At 69.0% G+C, this 16,589-nt stretch carries 13 protein-coding genes; 10 read left to right on the top strand and 3 right to left on the bottom strand.

The window, feature by feature from the left end:
* Positions 1-3: 3 nt before the first annotated feature.
* The 7 genes from HSX43_RS00865 to HSX43_RS00895 all read left to right on the top strand — a co-directional run bounded on the left by HSX43_RS00865 (position 4) and on the right by HSX43_RS00895 (position 9,637).
* On the top strand, positions 4-888 hold the full coding sequence (locus HSX43_RS00865; protein ID WP_328794906.1) for a DUF58 domain-containing protein: 885 nt from the start codon (positions 4-6) through the stop codon (positions 886-888).
* Positions 885-3,587 carry a DUF4159 domain-containing protein gene (locus HSX43_RS00870; protein ID WP_179378194.1) on the top strand — a complete coding sequence of 901 codons (2,703 nt, stop codon included), beginning with the start codon at positions 885-887 and terminating at the stop codon, positions 3,585-3,587. Before HSX43_RS00865 ends, HSX43_RS00870 begins: the two co-directional genes overlap by 4 nt.
* A gap of 1 nt (position 3,588) precedes the next feature.
* A complete protein-coding gene (locus HSX43_RS00875; protein WP_179378195.1) occupies positions 3,589-5,649 on the top strand; it encodes a hypothetical protein in 2,061 nt (686 codons plus the stop codon).
* Positions 5,650-5,764: 115 nt separating this feature from the next.
* Positions 5,765-6,793 (top strand): TRAP transporter substrate-binding protein, encoded by a 1,029-nt coding sequence (locus HSX43_RS00880; RefSeq protein WP_179378196.1) that lies wholly within the window; start codon positions 5,765-5,767, stop codon positions 6,791-6,793.
* Positions 6,794-6,855: 62 nt separating this feature from the next.
* The gene (locus HSX43_RS00885) at positions 6,856-7,434 is read left to right on the top strand and encodes a TRAP transporter small permease (protein WP_179378197.1); all 579 of its coding nucleotides are present in this window, start codon (positions 6,856-6,858) and stop codon (positions 7,432-7,434) included.
* Positions 7,431-8,741 carry a TRAP transporter large permease gene (locus tag HSX43_RS00890; RefSeq protein ID WP_179378198.1) on the top strand — a complete coding sequence of 437 codons (1,311 nt, stop codon included), beginning with the start codon at positions 7,431-7,433 and terminating at the stop codon, positions 8,739-8,741. Before HSX43_RS00885 ends, HSX43_RS00890 begins: the two co-directional genes overlap by 4 nt.
* A 65-nt stretch (positions 8,742-8,806) precedes the next feature.
* Positions 8,807-9,637 carry a BKACE family enzyme gene (locus HSX43_RS00895; RefSeq protein WP_179378199.1) on the top strand — a complete coding sequence of 277 codons (831 nt, stop codon included), beginning with the start codon at positions 8,807-8,809 and terminating at the stop codon, positions 9,635-9,637.
* 1 nt (position 9,638) lies between these two features.
* Here HSX43_RS00895 and HSX43_RS00900 read toward each other — a convergent pair whose 3' ends face one another.
* Positions 9,639-10,565, bottom strand: a complete 927-nt coding sequence (locus tag HSX43_RS00900) for an isopenicillin N synthase family dioxygenase (protein WP_179378200.1) — start codon at positions 10,563-10,565, stop codon at positions 9,639-9,641.
* 185 nt (positions 10,566-10,750) lie between these two features.
* Between HSX43_RS00900 and HSX43_RS00905 the strand changes: the two genes are divergently transcribed.
* The gene (locus HSX43_RS00905) at positions 10,751-11,764 is read left to right on the top strand and encodes an extracellular solute-binding protein (protein ID WP_179378201.1); all 1,014 of its coding nucleotides are present in this window, start codon (positions 10,751-10,753) and stop codon (positions 11,762-11,764) included.
* Positions 11,765-11,820: 56 nt separating this feature from the next.
* On the opposite strand, the gene HSX43_RS00910 is transcribed toward HSX43_RS00905, so the two are convergent.
* Both HSX43_RS00910 and HSX43_RS00915 read right to left on the bottom strand, forming a co-directional pair.
* Positions 11,821-13,473, bottom strand: a complete 1,653-nt coding sequence (locus HSX43_RS00910; RefSeq protein WP_179378202.1) for an ABC transporter permease — start codon at positions 13,471-13,473, stop codon at positions 11,821-11,823.
* A gap of 91 nt (positions 13,474-13,564) precedes the next feature.
* On the bottom strand, positions 13,565-14,035 hold the full coding sequence (locus tag HSX43_RS00915) for a Dps family protein (RefSeq protein WP_179378203.1): 471 nt from the start codon (positions 14,033-14,035) through the stop codon (positions 13,565-13,567).
* Positions 14,036-14,281: 246 nt separating this feature from the next.
* On the opposite strand from HSX43_RS00915, the gene HSX43_RS00920 reads away from it, so the two are divergent.
* Together HSX43_RS00920 and HSX43_RS00925 are read left to right on the top strand one after the other, a co-directional pair.
* Complete coding sequence (locus HSX43_RS00920; protein WP_179378204.1) at positions 14,282-15,178, top strand: hypothetical protein; 897 nt, start codon at positions 14,282-14,284, stop codon at positions 15,176-15,178.
* 138 nt (positions 15,179-15,316) lie between these two features.
* A complete protein-coding gene (locus HSX43_RS00925) occupies positions 15,317-16,543 on the top strand; it encodes an NAD-dependent epimerase/dehydratase family protein (protein ID WP_179378205.1) in 1,227 nt (408 codons plus the stop codon).
* Positions 16,544-16,589 lie beyond the last annotated feature (46 nt).

The following is a 16,589-nucleotide window of genomic DNA, read 5'->3' on the forward strand; positions in this document are numbered from 1 at the left end:
CGCGTGGCCGAGGCGCTTCATACGCCGGCGACCCTGCGCGCCCGGTCCGAAGCCGCGGCGGCGACGCTGCCGGGCCTTCTGATGGCGGCGGAGCGTTTGGCGCAGACGATCCTCCTCGGGGAACACGGGCGCAAGCGGGCCGGGGCGGGTGATGCCTTCTGGCAGTTCCGCGCGGCGCAGCCGGGGGACCCCCGGCGCGCGATCGACTGGCGGCAATCGGCGCGGGGCGACGGTCATTTCGTGCGCGAGACCGAGTGGCAGGCGGCGCAGTCCCTGATGCTCTGGGTCGACGACGCGGCCTCGATGCGCTTCGCCTCGGGCGACCGGCCGTCGAAGCTGCGTCGGGCGCAGACGCTGGCGCTGGCGCTTGCCGTGCTGGCCGTGCGCGCGGGGGAGCGGACGGGCCTCGCCACGCTGGCCGAGCCGCCACGCGGCGGCAAGGCGCAGCTGATCTGCATTGCCGATGCGTTGATGGAAGGCGGCGACGTGCCCGACTACGGTGCCCCGCGCCCCCGGGTGATGCCGTCCGGGGCGCGCGCGGTCTTTCTGTCCGACTTCCTCGGGCCGCTCGAACCGGCGCAGGCCGCGCTGACTTCGGCCGCCGACCGCGGCGTCGAGGGCGTGCTTCTGCAGGTGCTGGACCCGGAGGAGGAGGCGTTTCCCTATGATGGTCGCACCGTCTTCGAGAGCATGTCGGGGGCCGTGCGCTTCGAGACGCTGAAGGCCGGTCGGCTGCGGGAGGACTATCTTGAGCGGCTCGCCGCACGCCGGGCCGAGCTGCGCGATCTCTGCCGGCGGACGGGCTGGCGCTATCAGCTGCACCATACCGATGCCGCGCCGGGAGCCGCGCTCCTGTCGCTCTATACCGCGCTGGAGCGTCGCCGATGAGTGCTGTCGCCTTCACCACGCCGTTCCTCTTGCTGGCGCTGATCGCGCTGCCGATCCTGTGGTGGCTTCTGCGGGCCGTGCCGCCCGCGCCGATCCGGCGTCGGTTTCCCGGCATCGTGCTGTTACTCGGCCTCAAGGACGACGAGAGCCAGACGGCGACGACGCCATGGTGGCTCCTGCTCCTGCGGATGCTGGCACTTGCCGCCGTGATCCTGGGTTTCGCCGGGCCGATCCTGAACCCGCGGCAGGCAGGCACGGGGACGGGTCCGCTCCTCGTGGTGATGGACGCGAGCTGGGCCTCGGCGCGCGACTGGCCGGACCGGATGGCCAAGGTCGAGGAGATGCTGCGCGACGCGGCGCGGGCCGGGCGGCTGGCCGCCGTCCTGCCGCTGACGGAGCCGCTGCCCGAGGAGATCCCCTGGCAATCGGCGGCCGACTGGATCGAGCGTCTGCCCGCGATCACGCCGCGCGCCTGGGGGCCGGACTACGCCGGGCTCGACGCGCTCGACGCCGATGGTGCGGAGGTCGTCTGGGTCTCCGACGGTCTCGCGCGGGAGGGGCGCGATACACTCTCGGCTCGGGTGATCGAGAGTGAGCGACCCCTGCTCGGCCTGACGCCCGCGCGCTACGCCGACGGGACGATCGAACTGCGCGCGCTGCGGCTTGGCGATGCGACCGAGCGCAGCGTCGAATTGCGGGCCGTCGGTCCGGGGCCGTCGGGGGCGCTCACGCAGCTCGGCGTGGCCACCGCCGATTTCGCCGCGGGCACGGAGGAAGCCGAGGTGGAGCTCTCGCTGCCGCCCGAACTGCGCAACCGGGTGAGCCGCTTCGAGGTGGTGGGTGAGCGGTCCGCCGGGGCGGTGAGCCTGACCGACGACAGCCTCGCCCGGCGCGAGGTGGCCCTGCTGACGCAGGCCGAGGACGAGGCGCAGGACCTGCTCGCGCCGCTCTATTACCTGCGCAACGCCCTCGCGCCGACGGCCGATCTGATCGAGGGCGACCTCGAAACGCTCCTGCCCGCGTCGCCCGACGTTCTGGTGATGACGGATGTGGCCCGTCTCTCGCCGTCCGAGACAGAGGCCGTCACCGATTGGGTGGAGGAGGGCGGTCTTCTCCTGCGCTTCGCCGGGCCGAACCTCGCCGCTTCGGACGTAAGCCGCGACGCGGAGGATGCGTTGATGCCTGTGCGTCTGCGCTCGGGCGGGCGCACCGTGGGCGGTGCGCTCAGCTGGGGCGAGCCCAAGGCCCTGCGACCCTTCGACAGCGGCTCGCCGTTCTTTGGCCTGCCCGTCCCCGAGGAGGTGACGGTGACGAGCCAGGTCGTCGCGCAGCCCGACCCGACGCTGGCCGACCGCACCATCGCCGCGCTGGCCGACGGCACTCCTCTCGTGACGCGCAAGGCGCTCGGGGAGGGGCAGGTCGTTCTGTTCCACGTCACGGCCAACGCCGAATGGTCGAGCCTGCCGCTCTCGGGTCTGTTCGTGCAGATGCTGGAGCGCCTCGCCGTCTCGACCCGGCCCGCCGCCCTCTCGGCCGAGGCGCTGGAGGGAACGACCTGGGTTCCGCGGGTGACGCTCGATGGCTTCGGGGTGGCGCGCGACGCGGGCACGCAGGCCGGGATCGACGGTGCGCAACTGGTCGAGCCGGTGCCGTCCCGCGATCTGCCGCCGGGTCTCTACGAGGGGCCGGGCCAGAGCCTTGCCGTCAACGTTCTGGGCCCCGAAGCGAAGCTGGTCGCGGCAAGCTGGCCCGCCGGCACGATCGTCGAGGGGCTGGAAAGGGGCGACGAGCGCAACCTCATGCCGTTCCTTCTGGCTGCCGCACTGATCCTGCTGACGGTGGATGCGCTGGCCTCGCTCTGGCTCGGCGGACGGCTCCGGGGCGGCGGGGCGACGACGGCGGTGGTCGCGCTTCTGGCGCTCGGGATCGCAGCCCCGGAAGCGCGCGCGCAGGACGAGGCCGCGCCGCCCGCCGAGGTCGCGCTGGCCTACGTGGAGACGGGGGACGCCCGCATCGACGAGGTGTCGGAGGCGGGCCTTCGCGGCCTGTCGTTCGTCCTGCGGCAACGCACGAGTGTCGAGCCCGAGGCCCCGCGCGGCGTCGATCTGGAGATGGATGAGCTTGCCTTCTATCCGGTCCTCTATTGGCCCGTGGACGCGGGCCAGCCGCAGCCCTCGACCGAGGCCTATGCCAAGCTGAACCGCTACCTGCGTGGCGGCGGCATGATCGTCTTCGACACGCGTGACGCCGACATCGGTGGCTTCGGCTCCTCCTCGCCGGCGGCGCAGCGCCTGCGCGACCTGGCCGCACCGCTCGACATTCCGCCGCTCGAGCCGCTGCCCGACGATCACGTGATGACGCGCAGCTTCTACCTCCTGCAGGACTATCCGGGCCGCTACGCCTCCCGTGAGGTCTGGGTCGAGGCGAGCCCGGACGTGGAGCAGGTGGAGGGAATGCCGTTCCGCAATCTGAACGACGGGGTGACGCCGGTGGTCATCGGCGCGAACGACTGGGCCGCGGCCTGGGCGGTCGACGCCAACGGGCGCGCGCTGCTGCCCGTGGGACGGGGCTTCGCCGGGGAACAGCAGCGCGAGATCGCGTTCCGCTTCGGCGTGAACCTCGTGATGCATGTGCTGTCGGGCAACTACAAATCCGATCAGGTGCACGTGCCCGCCCTGCTCGACCGGCTGGGGAACTGACATGACTCGGCAGATCCTCCTCGACCCGATGTTCCCGCTCTGGCTCGTTGCCGGGCTCGGGGCCGTGGCGCTTCTGGGATGCCTTCTTGCGGCGCTGCGCGGTCTGCCCGGCTGGTGGCTGCGCGGGCTGGCGGTGGTGACGCTGACGGTCGCGCTCCTCAATCCCTCGCTGCAGACCGAGGAGCGGGAGCCGCTGACCGACATCCTGCTGATCGCGGTCGACGAGAGCGCGAGCCAGAACCTCTCGGACCGCGCGGTGCAGACGGCCGCGGCGCTCGATGATCTCCTGCGGGAGGCGGAGGCCGAGGGCCTCGATACCCGGGTTGCCCGCGTGGGCGACGGAGAGGGCGACAGCGGCACGCTTGCCATGGCCGCGCTCTCGGAGATGCTGGCCGAGGTCCCGCGCGACCGGGTGGCGGGGGCCGTCGTCATCTCCGACGGGCGCGTTCACGACGCCGCGCAGATGCCCGAGCTGCCCGCGCCGCTGCACCTGCTGCAGACGGGAGAGGAGGGCGACTGGGATCGCCGATTGATCGTGTCCAACGCCCCGAGCTTCGCCATCCTCGACGAGGAGTTCACGATCACGCTCCGCATCGAGGATCAGGGCGATGTGCCGGAGGATGCGGGCACCGAGGCCGAGATCGTGCTGGCCGTCGACGGTGGGCAGCCGCGTGCCTACGTGATGCCGGTCGGTGAGGATATCGAGCTTCCGGTGACGCTTCCGCACGGGGGCCTGAACGTGATCGAGTTCTCCACCCCCGAAGCCGAGGGCGAGCTGACGCCCCGCAACAATGCCGCGGTGGTGCAGATCAACGGTGTGCGAGACCGGCTGCGCGTGCTTCTGGTTTCGGGCGAGCCGCACACGGGGCAGCGGACCTGGCGCAACCTGCTGAAGGCGGATGCGGCGGTGGACCTCGTGCATTTCACGATCCTGCGCCCGCCGGGCAAGCAGGACGGCGTGCCGGTCACCGAGCTGTCGCTCATCGCCTTTCCGACCCGCGAATTGTTCTCCGAGAAGATCGACGAGTTCGACCTGATCATCTTTGACCGCTACCAGCGTCGCGGGATCCTGCCGTCGATCTACCTCGACAACGTGCGCTCCTACGTGGAGCAGGGCGGCGCGCTCCTCGTCGCGGCCGGCCCGGACTTCGCCAGTGCCGACAGCATCTTCCGCTCCCCGCTCGCGCCGATCCTGCCCGCCGCCCCCACCGCCATCGTGCGGGAGGAGGGGTTTCTGCCCGAGGTCTCGGAGCTGGGCGAGAAGCACCCGGTCACCGAGGGGCTGCCGACGGGGTTCGGCCTCGACGGCGCGCCCTGGGGTCGGTGGTTCCGTCAGGTGCAGGTCGAGGCACTGCCCGAGACGCAGGCGGTGATGTCGGGTCTCGACGAGGAGCCGCTCCTGGTGCTCGACCGGGTGAAGGCGGGGCGCGTGGCGCTGCTGGGGTCGGACCACGTCTGGATGTGGGACCGGGGGTTCGAGGGCGGTGGGCCGCAGGCGGAGCTTCTGCGGCGGCTGGCCCATTGGCTGATGCAGGAGCCCGAGCTCGAGGAGGAGGCGCTGACGGCCTCTGCGCTCGGGCAGGAGATTACCGTGACACGCCGCACGCTGGGCGAGGCTCCGGGGGCCGTCACCGTGACGGCACCGGACGGCAGCGAGTCCCAGCTCGACCTCGAGGAGGAGGCTCCGGGGCGTTTCGTCGGCCGGCTGATCGGCGAGGAACAGGGCCTCTATCGCCTGGCCGAGGGCGAGCGGACGGCGGTGATCGGTCTCGGCCCCGCGGCCCCGCGGGAGTTCGTCGAAACCATCGCCACCGACGCCGTGCTCCGCCCGGCTATCGACGCGCGCGATGGCGGGGCGATCCGCGTGGCCGACGGCTTGCCGGACCTGCGTGCCGTGCGAGAGGGGCGCAACGCTGCCGGGCGCGGCTGGCTCGGCTATACCCCGCGCGCGGCGTATCTGACGGCGGATGTGCGCGTCCTGTCGCTCGTGCCTGCCTGGCTCTTCCTGATGCTGGCCGCGGGGCTCGCCACCTGGGCATGGCTCCGCGAAGGACGGGAGTAGCGACCAAATCCGACCGATCGGACGGATTTACGTTTTGCAATGGCCCGGCTTTCGTGCTGAGGTCCGACGCGCAGGGGCCGCAAGCGCCTCGCGTCATTCAGGGAGGATGAACCACATGATCAATCGCAGAACCCTTGCCGGGCTTCTGGGCGGCGCGGCGCTCGCGCTCGGGGCGCTGCCGGCCGCGGCGCAGGACGTGACGCTCAAGCTGCACCAGTTCCTGCCGGCGCAGGCGAATGTTCCGAAACTCATTCTCGACGTCTGGGCCGACAACGTGGAGGAGGCGTCGGGCGGCCGTATCGAGATCGAGCGCTATCCGTCCATGCAGTTGGGTGGCTCCCCGCCGCAGCTGATGGATCAGGCGATCGACGGCGTGGCCGATGTGGTCTGGACGGTGGTGGGCTATACCCCCGGCCGCTTCCCGCGCACCGAGGTCTTCGAGCTGCCCTTCATGGTGACCGACGCGCGGGCCGGATCCTCCGCCTACTGGCAGATGTACGAGAAGCACATGCAGGAGGATTTCGCCGACGTGCATATCCTCGGCACCTGGATCCACGGACCGGGCATGATCCACGCCAATCAGGAAGTCCTGACCCCGGAGGACATGCAGGGCCTGAAGATCCGCGGCGCGACCCGGCAGGTGAACGCCCTGATCGAGACGCTGGGCGCGACGCCGGTGGGCATGCCCGTCCCGGCGATCCCCGAGGCCCTCTCGAAGGGCGTGATCGACGGCACGACGATCCCGTGGGAGGTGACGCCGGCGCTCAAGATCCCCGAGCTCGTGCAGAACCACACCGAGTTCGAGGGCAACCATCTCTATAACGTGACCTTCGTGCTGGCGATGAACAAGGCCAAGTACGAGAGCCTGCCCGACGACCTGAAGACGGTGATCGACGACAACTCGGGTCTCGAGTTCTCGGTCTTCGCCGGGGGCACGCAGGCCGATGCCGACGGCCCCTCGCGCCAGATCGCGGCGGACGCGGGCAACGCGATCGTGACCGTCTCCGAAGAGGATGCGCAGGCCTGGCGCGAGGCGGCGCAGCCCGTCTACGACGCGTGGCTCGCCGAGATGGAGGAGAAGGGCATCGACGGCCAGGCGCTGATCGACGAGGCGCGGGCCCTGATGGACGCCTACGACGGCTGACGCTATGACGAATGAGGGGGCCGCATCCCGCGGGGGGCGGCCCTTTCGTATGGGGGAACGAGATGCTGCGACGGATCATCGAGGCGCTGGCCCGGTTGATGGCCATCCTGGGCGGGCTCGTCCTGACGGTGCTGATCCTGATGACCTGCCTGTCGATCCTGGGTCGCTTCCTCAACGGCGTGCTCCACGGCCCGCTCTTCGACGGTACCGGCTTCGCCGACTGGGCGCTCGGCCTCGGGATCGGGCCGATCAACGGCGACTTCGAACTGATCGAGGCCGGCATGGCCTTCTGCATCTTCGCCTTCCTTCCGATCACGCAGCTCAAGGGCGGCCATGCCTCGGTCGACATCCTGACGAGCCGTTTCGGCCTGACGGTGAACCGGGTGCTGACGCTTCTCTGGGCGCTCCTCTTCGCCGCCGTCATGGCGCTCATCGCATGGCAGCTCTGGCTCGGGACCGAGGCCAAGATGCGCTACGGCGAGACGACCTATCTCATCCAGTTCCCGATCTGGTGGGCCTATGCCGCCGCGCTCGCCGGTGCCACCGTGACCGCGCTGATCGCCGTCTACATCGCGGTCGTGCGCGCCGCCGAGCTTCTGACGCGGACTGACATCCTGCCGAACGAGGGGGTCGATCCGTGAGCAATATCGAGATCGGCCTCTGGTCCTTTCCGGGCCTGCTCCTCCTGATCTTCCTGCGCGTGCCGATCGGGCTCGCCATGTTCGTCGTGGGACTCGTCGGCCTCTACTTCGTGACGGGCGGCAACACGGTCGCGCTCTCGCGGCTCAAGAACGAGACCTATTCGACCTTCTCGTCCTACTCACTGTCGATCATTCCGATGTTCCTGCTGATGGGGCACTTCGCGACGCTCGGCGGCATGAGCCAGGCGCTCTTCCGGGCGGCCGAGGGCTTCCTTGGGCACCGGAGGGGCGGGGTCGCCATGGCCGCGGTCGGGGCCTGCGCCGGGTTCGGAGCGATCTGCGGCTCCTCGCTCGCCACGGCGGCCACCATGGGTCGTGTCGCCCTGCCGGAGTTGCGGCGCTACGGCTACGACGGCGGCTTCTCGACGGCGACGCTGGCCGCCGGTGGCACGCTCGGCATCCTGATCCCGCCTTCGGTGATCCTCGTGATCTATGCGATCCTGACCGAGCAGAACATCGCCAAGCTCTTCCTGGCTGCCTTCGTGCCGGGGCTTCTGGCGGCGCTCGGCTACGTCATCGCCATCTCGGTCTACGTGCGGATCAACCCCGACGCGGCTGGCACCCGCGCGCCCATTCCCATGAGCGAACGCTTCCGCCACCTCGCGGCGGTCTGGCCCGTGCTCGTGGTCTTCGTGGCCGTCGTCGGCGGCATCTACGGCGGCATCTTCACGCCGACCGAGGGGGCGGCCGTGGGCGCGCTCGGCACCGGGCTCATCGCGCTGGTCAACGGCGGGCTCAACGGCCGCACGCTCATGGAAAGCTTCCTCGTCACAGCGAAGTCCTCGGCGATGATCTTCTTCATCGTGCTGGGTGCCGCGATCTACAACGGCTTCCTCGCGCTCACGCAGGTGCCGCAGGAAATGTCGAGCTGGGTCGTGGAGCAGGGCTTCGCGCCGGTGACCGTGCTCATCGTGATCCTGGCGTTCTACCTGCTGCTCGGCTGCGTGATGGACAGTCTGTCGATGATCCTTCTGACGATCCCGATCTTCTTTCCGGTCATCACCGCGCTCGACTTCGGGATGACGGCGGAAGAGGTGGCGATCTGGTTCGGTATCCTGACCCTGATCGTGGTGGAGGTCGGGCTCATCACGCCCCCTGTGGGTATGAACCTCTTCGTCATCAACGCGATGGACCGGGGCACGCCGATGCTTCAGACCTACCGCGCGGTCATCTACTTCGTCGGCTCCGACCTCGTGCGCGTGACGATCCTCGTGGCGTTCCCGGCGATCACGCTCTTTTTGATCTGAGGCGGGCGAGGGGCCGGCCCCTCGCGCTCCCCGGAGTATTTTCGGCAGGAAGAAGGGGCCGCGGCATGACGAAACCCTGCATCATCTGCGTGGCGATCACCGGGTCGGTGCCGCGCACGTCGGACAACCCCGCGGTGCCCGTGACCGTGGCGCAGCAGGTCGAGAGCACGCAGGCGGCCTTCGAGGCCGGGGCCACGATCTGCCACGCCCACGTGCGCGACGGCGACGAGAACCCGACGTCGGACCCGGAGCGTTTCGCCACCCTGCAGGAGGGGATCGCCCGGCACTGTCCGGGCATGATCTTCCAGGTCTCGACCGGCGGTCGCACGGGGGCCGGGCGCGCGCGGGGCGCGATGCTGCCGCTCCGGCCGGACATGGCGTCGCTCTCTGTTGGGTCGAACAATTTTCCCAGCCGCGTCTACGAGAACCCGCCGGATCTCGTCGACTGGCTCGCGGCAGAGATGCGGGCGCATGACATCAAGCCGGAGGTCGAATGCTTCGACCTGAGCCATATCCATCAGGCCGCGCGGATGCAGGGCGACGGGCGGTTGGCCGCGCCGGCCTACGTCCAGTTCGTCATGGGGGTGAAGAACGCGATGCCCGTGGATCGCCCGACGTTCGACTTCTACGTCGAGACGGTCCGGCGGCTCCTGCCCGGTTCGGAGTGGTGCGCCGCCGGGATCGGGCCGGGGCAGATCGTGCTGAACGACTGGGCCGTCGCGGCGGGCGGGCACGCGCGGACGGGACTCGAGGACAACATACGGCTCGACCGCGACACCCTTGCGCCGTCGAATGCTGCGCTCGTGCGGCGAACGGTCGAGGTCTGCGTGCGTCACGACCGCCCCGTGGCGACCGTGGCCCAGGCGCGCGCCATGCTCGGGCTGCGCCCGGCCTGAGCTAGGTCGCGCCGGCCTGCAGGTGGACGTAGGTCTCCGAGAAGCGGGCCTGCAGGTGATCGACGGCGCGCATGGGCGCGGCCCCCGGCGGCGAGACGATCGCGTCGTGGTTCGGATTGAGGAACAGCGGAACCGAGATGCGCTCGCTCGACGGCCCCTTCACGCGATGCGGCGTCGCGCGGATGCGGCCCTCGGTCCAGATTTCGAGCATCTCGCCGAAGTTGATGACGAATTCGCCCACTGGTGCGGTGACCGGGATCCAGCCGCCGCCGCGCCGCTCCACCTCGAGGCCGGGCGCGCCGTCGGTCGCCAGAAGCGTCAGGCAGCCGTAGTCCGTGTGTGCGGCGATGCCGAAGTCCTTCGCCGTCGCATCGGCCGGGCGCGCGGGATAGAAGTTCCCGCGCAGAAGGGCCATCGGCCGGCTGAAACGTTCGCGGAAATAGGTGCCGTCGCCACCTGTCGCCTCGGCGATCGCACAGAGCAGGTCGAGCGCAACCGCCGTCGCCTCCCCGTAGTATGCGCGCAGGGTGGGCGCGAAGCCGGCCGGGTGGTCGGGCCAGAGGTTCGGGGCATAGACAGGCAGGTCGAGCGCGGCGACCGGATCTGTCGGAGCCAGTTCCAGGCCGCAGTCGAACACCTGCTTGTAGTCGGGGTTGGCCGCCGGGTTGACCTGCTCCGAACCGGGAGCGCCCCAGCCGCGATTGGCCCCCGTGCGGGCCATATCGACGGCGCGTTTCTCTGCCGCGGGCAGGTGGAAGAAGGCGCGGTAGGCGTCGATCACCCCGGCGACCGTGGCGGGGGCGATCGCGGTATTGAACACCGTCAGGAACCCGATCTCGGCCGCGCCCGCCCGTGCGGCGGCGCGGGCGTCGGCATGGTCCGGATGGTCGGGGGCAAGCAGGGCGGCGGCGTCGACGCGCGGGATCATGGCAGGCGGCCTTTCAGGGACGTCGCGGCCTGACTAGCCGACGGTCCGGGGCGCGGACAACCGGGCTTTCGCGGATCGCGCGGTTCAAATATCCGACAAAAACACTTTGCCTTGCCGCGAAAATACCTTACGGGTCTCTGCCATAATCCGAGTGAAATACTCGGATCAAAACACAGGGAGATGACATGACCCGTACTCTTGCCGCTTTTCTTGCTGCCACCACCGCCCTGCCGGCCTTCGCCGAAGGGGAGCTCAACCTCTATTCCTCGCGCCACTACGACACCGACGAGCGTCTCTACAGCGACTTCGAGGAGGCGACCGGCATCACGATCAACCGGATCGAGGGCAACGCCGACGAGCTGATCGCCCGTATGGAAGCCGAGGGCGAGGGCTCGCCGGCGGACGTGCTGCTGACGGTCGACACCACGCGGCTCGAGCGCGCGAAGGACGCTGGCGTGCTGCAGGCCGTCGAGAGCGAGGCTCTCGAGGAGCGTATCCCCTCCAACCTGCAGGACGCGGACAACGAGTGGTTCGGCTTCTCCAAGCGCGCCCGGATCGTCTTCTACGACGAGGCCGAGGTCGAGACGCCGCCGCAGACCTATCTCGATCTCGCCGATCCGGCCTACGAGGGAATGATTTGCCATCGTTCCTCGACCAACGTCTATTCCCAGACGCTGCTCTCGGCGATAATCGAACATCATGGCGAAGAGGCCGCGACCGAATGGGCGCAGGGCTTCGTCAACAACTTTGCCCGCGCGCCGCAGGGCGGCGACACCGATCAGCTGCGCGGTCTCGTTTCCGGCGAGTGCGACATCGCGATCTCGAACACCTACTACTTCGCGCGCGCGCTGCGCAAAGAGGTCGACGGCCTCGGCCAGGCGGAACTCGAGGGGATCGGGCACGTCTTCCCGTCGATGACCGAGGGGCAGGGCGCGCATATCAACCTGTCGGGTGGCGGCGTGGCTGCCAACGCGCCGAACCGCGACAACGCGGTGGCCTTCCTCGAATACCTCGCCTCGGATCAGGCGCAGCAGTATTTCGCCAACGGCAATGACGAATACCCCGTCGTCGAGGGTGTCGCCCTGTCCGAGAGCGTGCAGGCCCTGGGCGAGCTGTCGGAGGACACCGTGGACCTTTCGGCCGTTGCGAAGAATATCGAAGCCGCCAACCGCATCTTCGCGGAAGTCGGCTGGGAGTGAACCGCCCACCATCCTGATACGAGGGGGCACCGGCAACGGTGCCCCTTTTCCTTTGGTCAGAGACCGCTGCGACGCATCCGGCGCATCAGTACCACGACGGGGATGAGGCCGAGCAGGGCGAGCGCCAGGCTCGGCACCGCGGCTCCCTGCAGACGTTCGTCAGAGGCGAGACGATGGGCCTGCACGGCGAGCGTATCGAAGTTGAAGGGCCGCAGGATCAGCGTCGCCGGCAGTTCCTTGGCCACGTCGACGAAGACGATCAGCGCCGCCGTCGCCACGGCCGGTCGCACCACCGGCAGGTGGACGCGCCGCATCGTGGCCCAGACCCCGGCCCCGAGGACGCGCGAGGCCGCGTCGACATTGTGCGTGACCGTCGCGAGGCCGCCGTCGTAGGCCCCGATTGCCGCCGCAAGGAACCGGATCATGTAGGCCAGGACGAGAAGCCAGATCGAGCCGGTGAAGAGGAGGCCGGTGTCGATGCCGAACGTCGCTTCCATGAAGGCGTCGATCGCGTTGTCGAAGGCTCCGAAGGGCACGAGCAGGCCGACCGCGATGACTCCGCCGGGCACGGCATAGCCCAGCCGTGCGACCGAGAGCGCGGCGCGGCCCGCGGGATCGGGGGCGAAACGGTGGCGACTGCCGAGCAGGACGGCAGCGGCCACCGTCACGACGGCGGCGATGGCGGCGAGCGTTACGGTGTTCGTCAGGAAGTCGAGGTAGCGGGGGCTGAACGGATCCTGCTCCGACCGTCGGGCCATGGTGGCGAGCGCGAACGTCGGCAAGACCGCCCCGAGCGCGACGGGCAGGGCGCAGAGAAACGTTGCGAGGAGGCCGGCGGACCCCCTGAGCGGCAGGCGTCCCTCCGCGGAGCGGGTCTGCGGGGCGAAGCGCGCGCGGCCGCGGGTCATACGCTCGGTCAGTGCCAGCAGGAGGGCGAAGGCGAGGAGGCCGAGGGCGAGCTGCGCCGCGGCGGCGCGGTCGGCCAGCGTGAACCAGGAGGTGTAGATGCCGGTGGCGAAGGTCTGCACGCCGAAGAAGGCGACGGTGCCGTAGTCCGCGATCACCTCCATCGCGACGAGGAGGACGCCGGCCAGGATCGCCGGCCGCGCCATCGGGACGGAAACGCGGGCAAAGGCCGCCCAAGGGCCCTGACCGAGCGAGCGGGCGACTTCGAAGGGACGTCGGCCGGTCAGCAGGAAGGCCGCCCGGGCGAGCAGGTAGACGTAGGGGTAGAGTGTCAGCGTCATCACGAAGGCCGCGCCGCCGAGCGAGCGGATCTCGGGAAACCAGTAGTCGCGGGGGCCCCATCCCGTCAGGTCGCGGAGGGCGGTCTGCACCGGGCCCGGAAAATCGAGCACATGGGTGTAGGCATAGGCCAGCACATAGGCGGGAAAGGCCAGCGGGATCACCAGAAGCACCTCGAGCCAGCGCCGTCCCGGAAAGTCGCAGGCCGCCACGAGCCAGGCCGCGCCGGTGCCGATCAGCGCCGCGCCGAGACCCGTGAGGACGACGAGCGCCAGCGTCGCTCCGATATAGCGGGGCAGCACCGTCCGCGCGAGTTGCGTGACCGTGTCGAGGTCGCCGAGGATGGCGGCAACGCCGACCGCCACGATCGGCAGAAGGCACAGCCCCGCCACCAGCAGGGCCGCGCAGGTCAGGCCCCAGCCCGCACGGGGGCGGCGCAGGGCACGGGAGGGGAAGTCCGTCATCTCGCCTGTCCTCGATCCTCCCGCTCAATACGCGACGGGGGGATCTATTCAACCCGCCGCGAGCGGCGGCGGGTCGACGGCGTGCGGGATGTCAGCGCAGGTGGGCGCGCAGCATCCAGGCGAACTTGTCGTGGACGCGTCCGCGCTCGATCGCCAGATCTTCCGTGCGGACGTCGCCGTGCTTGGCGGCGATCTCGCCGAGACCGGCGAGGGTGGCCCCGAGCGTTTCCTGCGCCTCGGCCAGATGGCGGATCATCTCCTTGTCGGAGGCGGTCTCGCTGCCTTCCTCGATCTTGGAGCGTTTCAGCTGCCCGGCCAGCGTGCCCTCGGCGATCTCGCCGATGGCCCGGATCCGCTCGGCCAGGTCGTCCTGACCGACGAAGTGATCCTCGTAGATCTCCTGGAAGAGCGCATGGAGCGGGCCGAAGGACATGCCGGTGACGTTCCAGTGGAAGTTCTGTGCCAGCATGGTCGCTACGACCGTCTCGGCGACGGCCTGGTTCAGCCCCTCGGCAATGGCCGTCGTGGCGTCGGAGGAAAGATCGGATGCGGTCTGGGCCATTGGAATACCTCTCGTAAGACATGCGCGTTCGGCGGGCTGGCTGGCGACAGCTGGCTGACCCTGACCAGAGACTAGGGCCCGGGGGCGGGGCCGACAAGAGTTTTTAGAATTATTCCAAAGAAAATTAATGTCGGCATGCTTGCAGCATCGGTGCAGGATTTGCCGCGTCGCAGCACGATTCAAGTGGACACAATTGTTTGATTCTGCTGCTTTAGGCTTGTGCATATTTTACGATCCCTCGCCCTGTTGGCCGCTCTGCTCGCCCAACAGGCGGGGGCGCAGGGATTCGTGGCTGGCGATCCCACCTATGCCTTCACCATGGAAGCGCGGACGGAGGACGAAGTCGTCGAGGGGCCGGGGGGCCTCTTCCGCACGGAGCGACTCGGCGCGGTCGAGGCGCGGCTCTCCGCGCGGTACCGCTGGCGGGACGATGCCGGCCGCGAGATCTTTGTCGATCCCTTCGTCACGGCGACGGGGTTTCCCTCGGAGCGCGATCTCGACGAGCTGACCGTCGGCGTCTTCGCCGAATACCGCACCGATCTTCCGGGGCAGGAGCGGCTGCAACTGCGCCTGCGCGGTGGCGTCGAGCACAAGACCGCCTTCTTCGACAGCGTCTTCAACCGGATCACCCTGCAGGCGGTCCTCAACCTCCGGCAGGACGGGGGGCGGTCCACGCAGTTCGGCTTGCGCTATCGCTACCGCGACCAGAACGATGCGGAGACCTTCGCGGGTTTCGATCAGCATGAATATCTTCTGAGCCTGCGCCACGCCTGGAGACCCGAGCGGGGCCCCTTCGATCAGATCGCCGCCACCGTCTATGCGGAGTTCCGGCGGGCGGAGGCCGATCGCTTCGGCTACGACGAGCTCGGGCTGCGCCTTCAGGGACGATACGATTCCTCCGACGACTGGCGCATCACGGCCCGGCTCGCCGCCTTCGCGCGGGACTACGGCGGGCCCTTCTCCGCCACCTATCCCTTCGCGCGGCAAGATCGCCGTCTCCAGGGCGAGATCGAGGCGCGTCGCGATCTGGGCAACGGGCGCTCCGTCTTCGGTGCCATCGGGCTGGAACGGAACGGCTCGAACATCCCGATCCGCCGCTATTCCGGCGCGACGCTTCGGCTCGGATACGCGATTTCCTTTTGACGTTACGTTAACGTCAGCTTACCGTTTAAGGCTCTGGTTCTGCTCCGCAACCGTGCCGGCGAACGCCGGTAGGACAGGCTGGAAGCGGTTTTTGCCGAGTGATTTTTTGCTGTCAGAAGCAACGTCGGGATTTTTTCAATGGACCAGGTTTTACCCTCTGCGCGCTCGCGAGGGCGTATTGTGGTCATTGGTGGGGATGGTTTCTGCGGCTGGCCGACCGCACTGCGGCTCTCGGCCGACGGGTATGACGTCACGATCGTCGACAATCTCGTCCGACGACGGATCGACGAGGAACTCGGCGTCGACAGCCTGACGCCGATCGCGGATCTGCCGGTCCGGCTCGAGACGTGGTCCAGGCTCGGCAAACCCGAGATCGGCTTCGAGGAGATCGACGTGGCCGAGGACTACGCGGCCCTCCGCGCCTGTCTGGAGCGTCTCAGGCCCGAGGCCGTCGTGCACTTCGGAGAACAGCGGTCCGCGCCCTACTCCATGCGCAACCCGACCGCGAAACGCTATACGGTCGCCAACAACATCCGGGCCACGCATAATCTGCTCTGCGCCATCGTGGAGCTCGGGCTCGACCCGCATGTCGTCCATCTCGGGACCATGGGCGTCTACGGCTATGACGGCGACGGGCTGGAGATCCCGGAGGGGTATCTGCGGGTCAAGGTCGCCAACGACGAGGGCGATCTCTTCGACCGCAGCATCCTCTATCCGACGAACCCGGGCAGCGTGTATCACCTGACGAAGTCGATGGATCAGCTGCTGTTCCAGTACTACGCCAAGAACGACGACCTGCGGATCACCGACCTGCATCAGGGGATCGTCTGGGGCACGCAGACGGACGAGACGCGGCTCGACGAGCGGCTGGTCAACCGGTTCGACTACGACGGCGACTACGGCACGGTCCTCAATCGTTTCCTGATGCAGTCGGCGGTGGGTCACCCGCTGACCGTTCACGGCACCGGCGGGCAGACGCGGGCGTTCATCAACATCGCCGATACGGTCAACTGCATCGCGCTCGCGCTTGCCGATCCGCCCGAGGCAGGCGACCCGGTGCGCATCCGCAACCAGATGACCGAGACGCACCGCGTCCGCGATCTGGCCCATCTGGTGGCCGACAAGACGGGCGCGGAGGTGGCGCTCGTCGACAATCCGCGGAACGAGGCGGCGGAGAACGACCTGCGGGTCTCCAACCGGTCCTTCCTCGATGCGGGTCTCAATCCGATCACGCTGGCCGAGGGTTTGCTGGACGAAAGCATCTCGATCGCGCGCAAGTACCGTGACCGCTGCGACCTGTCGCGGATCCCGGCGACGTCGCTCTGGACCGAGCGGCAGGCCCCGGGGCGACCCGAATTCGCCTGACGGAGAGACACCGTCCCCGCCGGGGGCCGCGCCGTGGCCCCCGGAG

The sequence above is a fragment of the Jannaschia marina genome (assembly GCF_013404595.1).
Classification (GTDB): domain Bacteria; phylum Pseudomonadota; class Alphaproteobacteria; order Rhodobacterales; family Rhodobacteraceae; genus Jannaschia; species Jannaschia marina.

Bases quoted from the DNA above. Each gene is read 5' to 3' on its own strand.
- HSX43_RS00870 (WP_179378194.1), top strand. From the start codon at position 885: ATGAGTGCTGTCGCCTTCACCACGCCGTTCCTCTTGCTGGCGCTGATC.
- HSX43_RS00875 (WP_179378195.1), top strand. From the start codon at position 3,589: ATGACTCGGCAGATCCTCCTCGACCCGATGTTCCCGCTCTGGCTCGTT.
- HSX43_RS00880 (WP_179378196.1), top strand. From the start codon at position 5,765: ATGATCAATCGCAGAACCCTTGCCGGGCTTCTGGGCGGCGCGGCGCTC.
- HSX43_RS00885 (WP_179378197.1), top strand. From the start codon at position 6,856: ATGCTGCGACGGATCATCGAGGCGCTGGCCCGGTTGATGGCCATCCTG.
- HSX43_RS00895 (WP_179378199.1), top strand. From the start codon at position 8,807: ATGACGAAACCCTGCATCATCTGCGTGGCGATCACCGGGTCGGTGCCG.
- HSX43_RS00900 (WP_179378200.1), bottom strand. From the start codon at position 10,565: ATGATCCCGCGCGTCGACGCCGCCGCCCTGCTTGCCCCCGACCATCCG.
- HSX43_RS00905 (WP_179378201.1), top strand. From the start codon at position 10,751: ATGACCCGTACTCTTGCCGCTTTTCTTGCTGCCACCACCGCCCTGCCG.
- HSX43_RS00910 (WP_179378202.1), bottom strand. From the start codon at position 13,473: ATGACGGACTTCCCCTCCCGTGCCCTGCGCCGCCCCCGTGCGGGCTGG.
- HSX43_RS00915 (WP_179378203.1), bottom strand. From the start codon at position 14,035: ATGGCCCAGACCGCATCCGATCTTTCCTCCGACGCCACGACGGCCATT.
- HSX43_RS00925 (WP_179378205.1), top strand. From the start codon at position 15,317: ATGGACCAGGTTTTACCCTCTGCGCGCTCGCGAGGGCGTATTGTGGTC.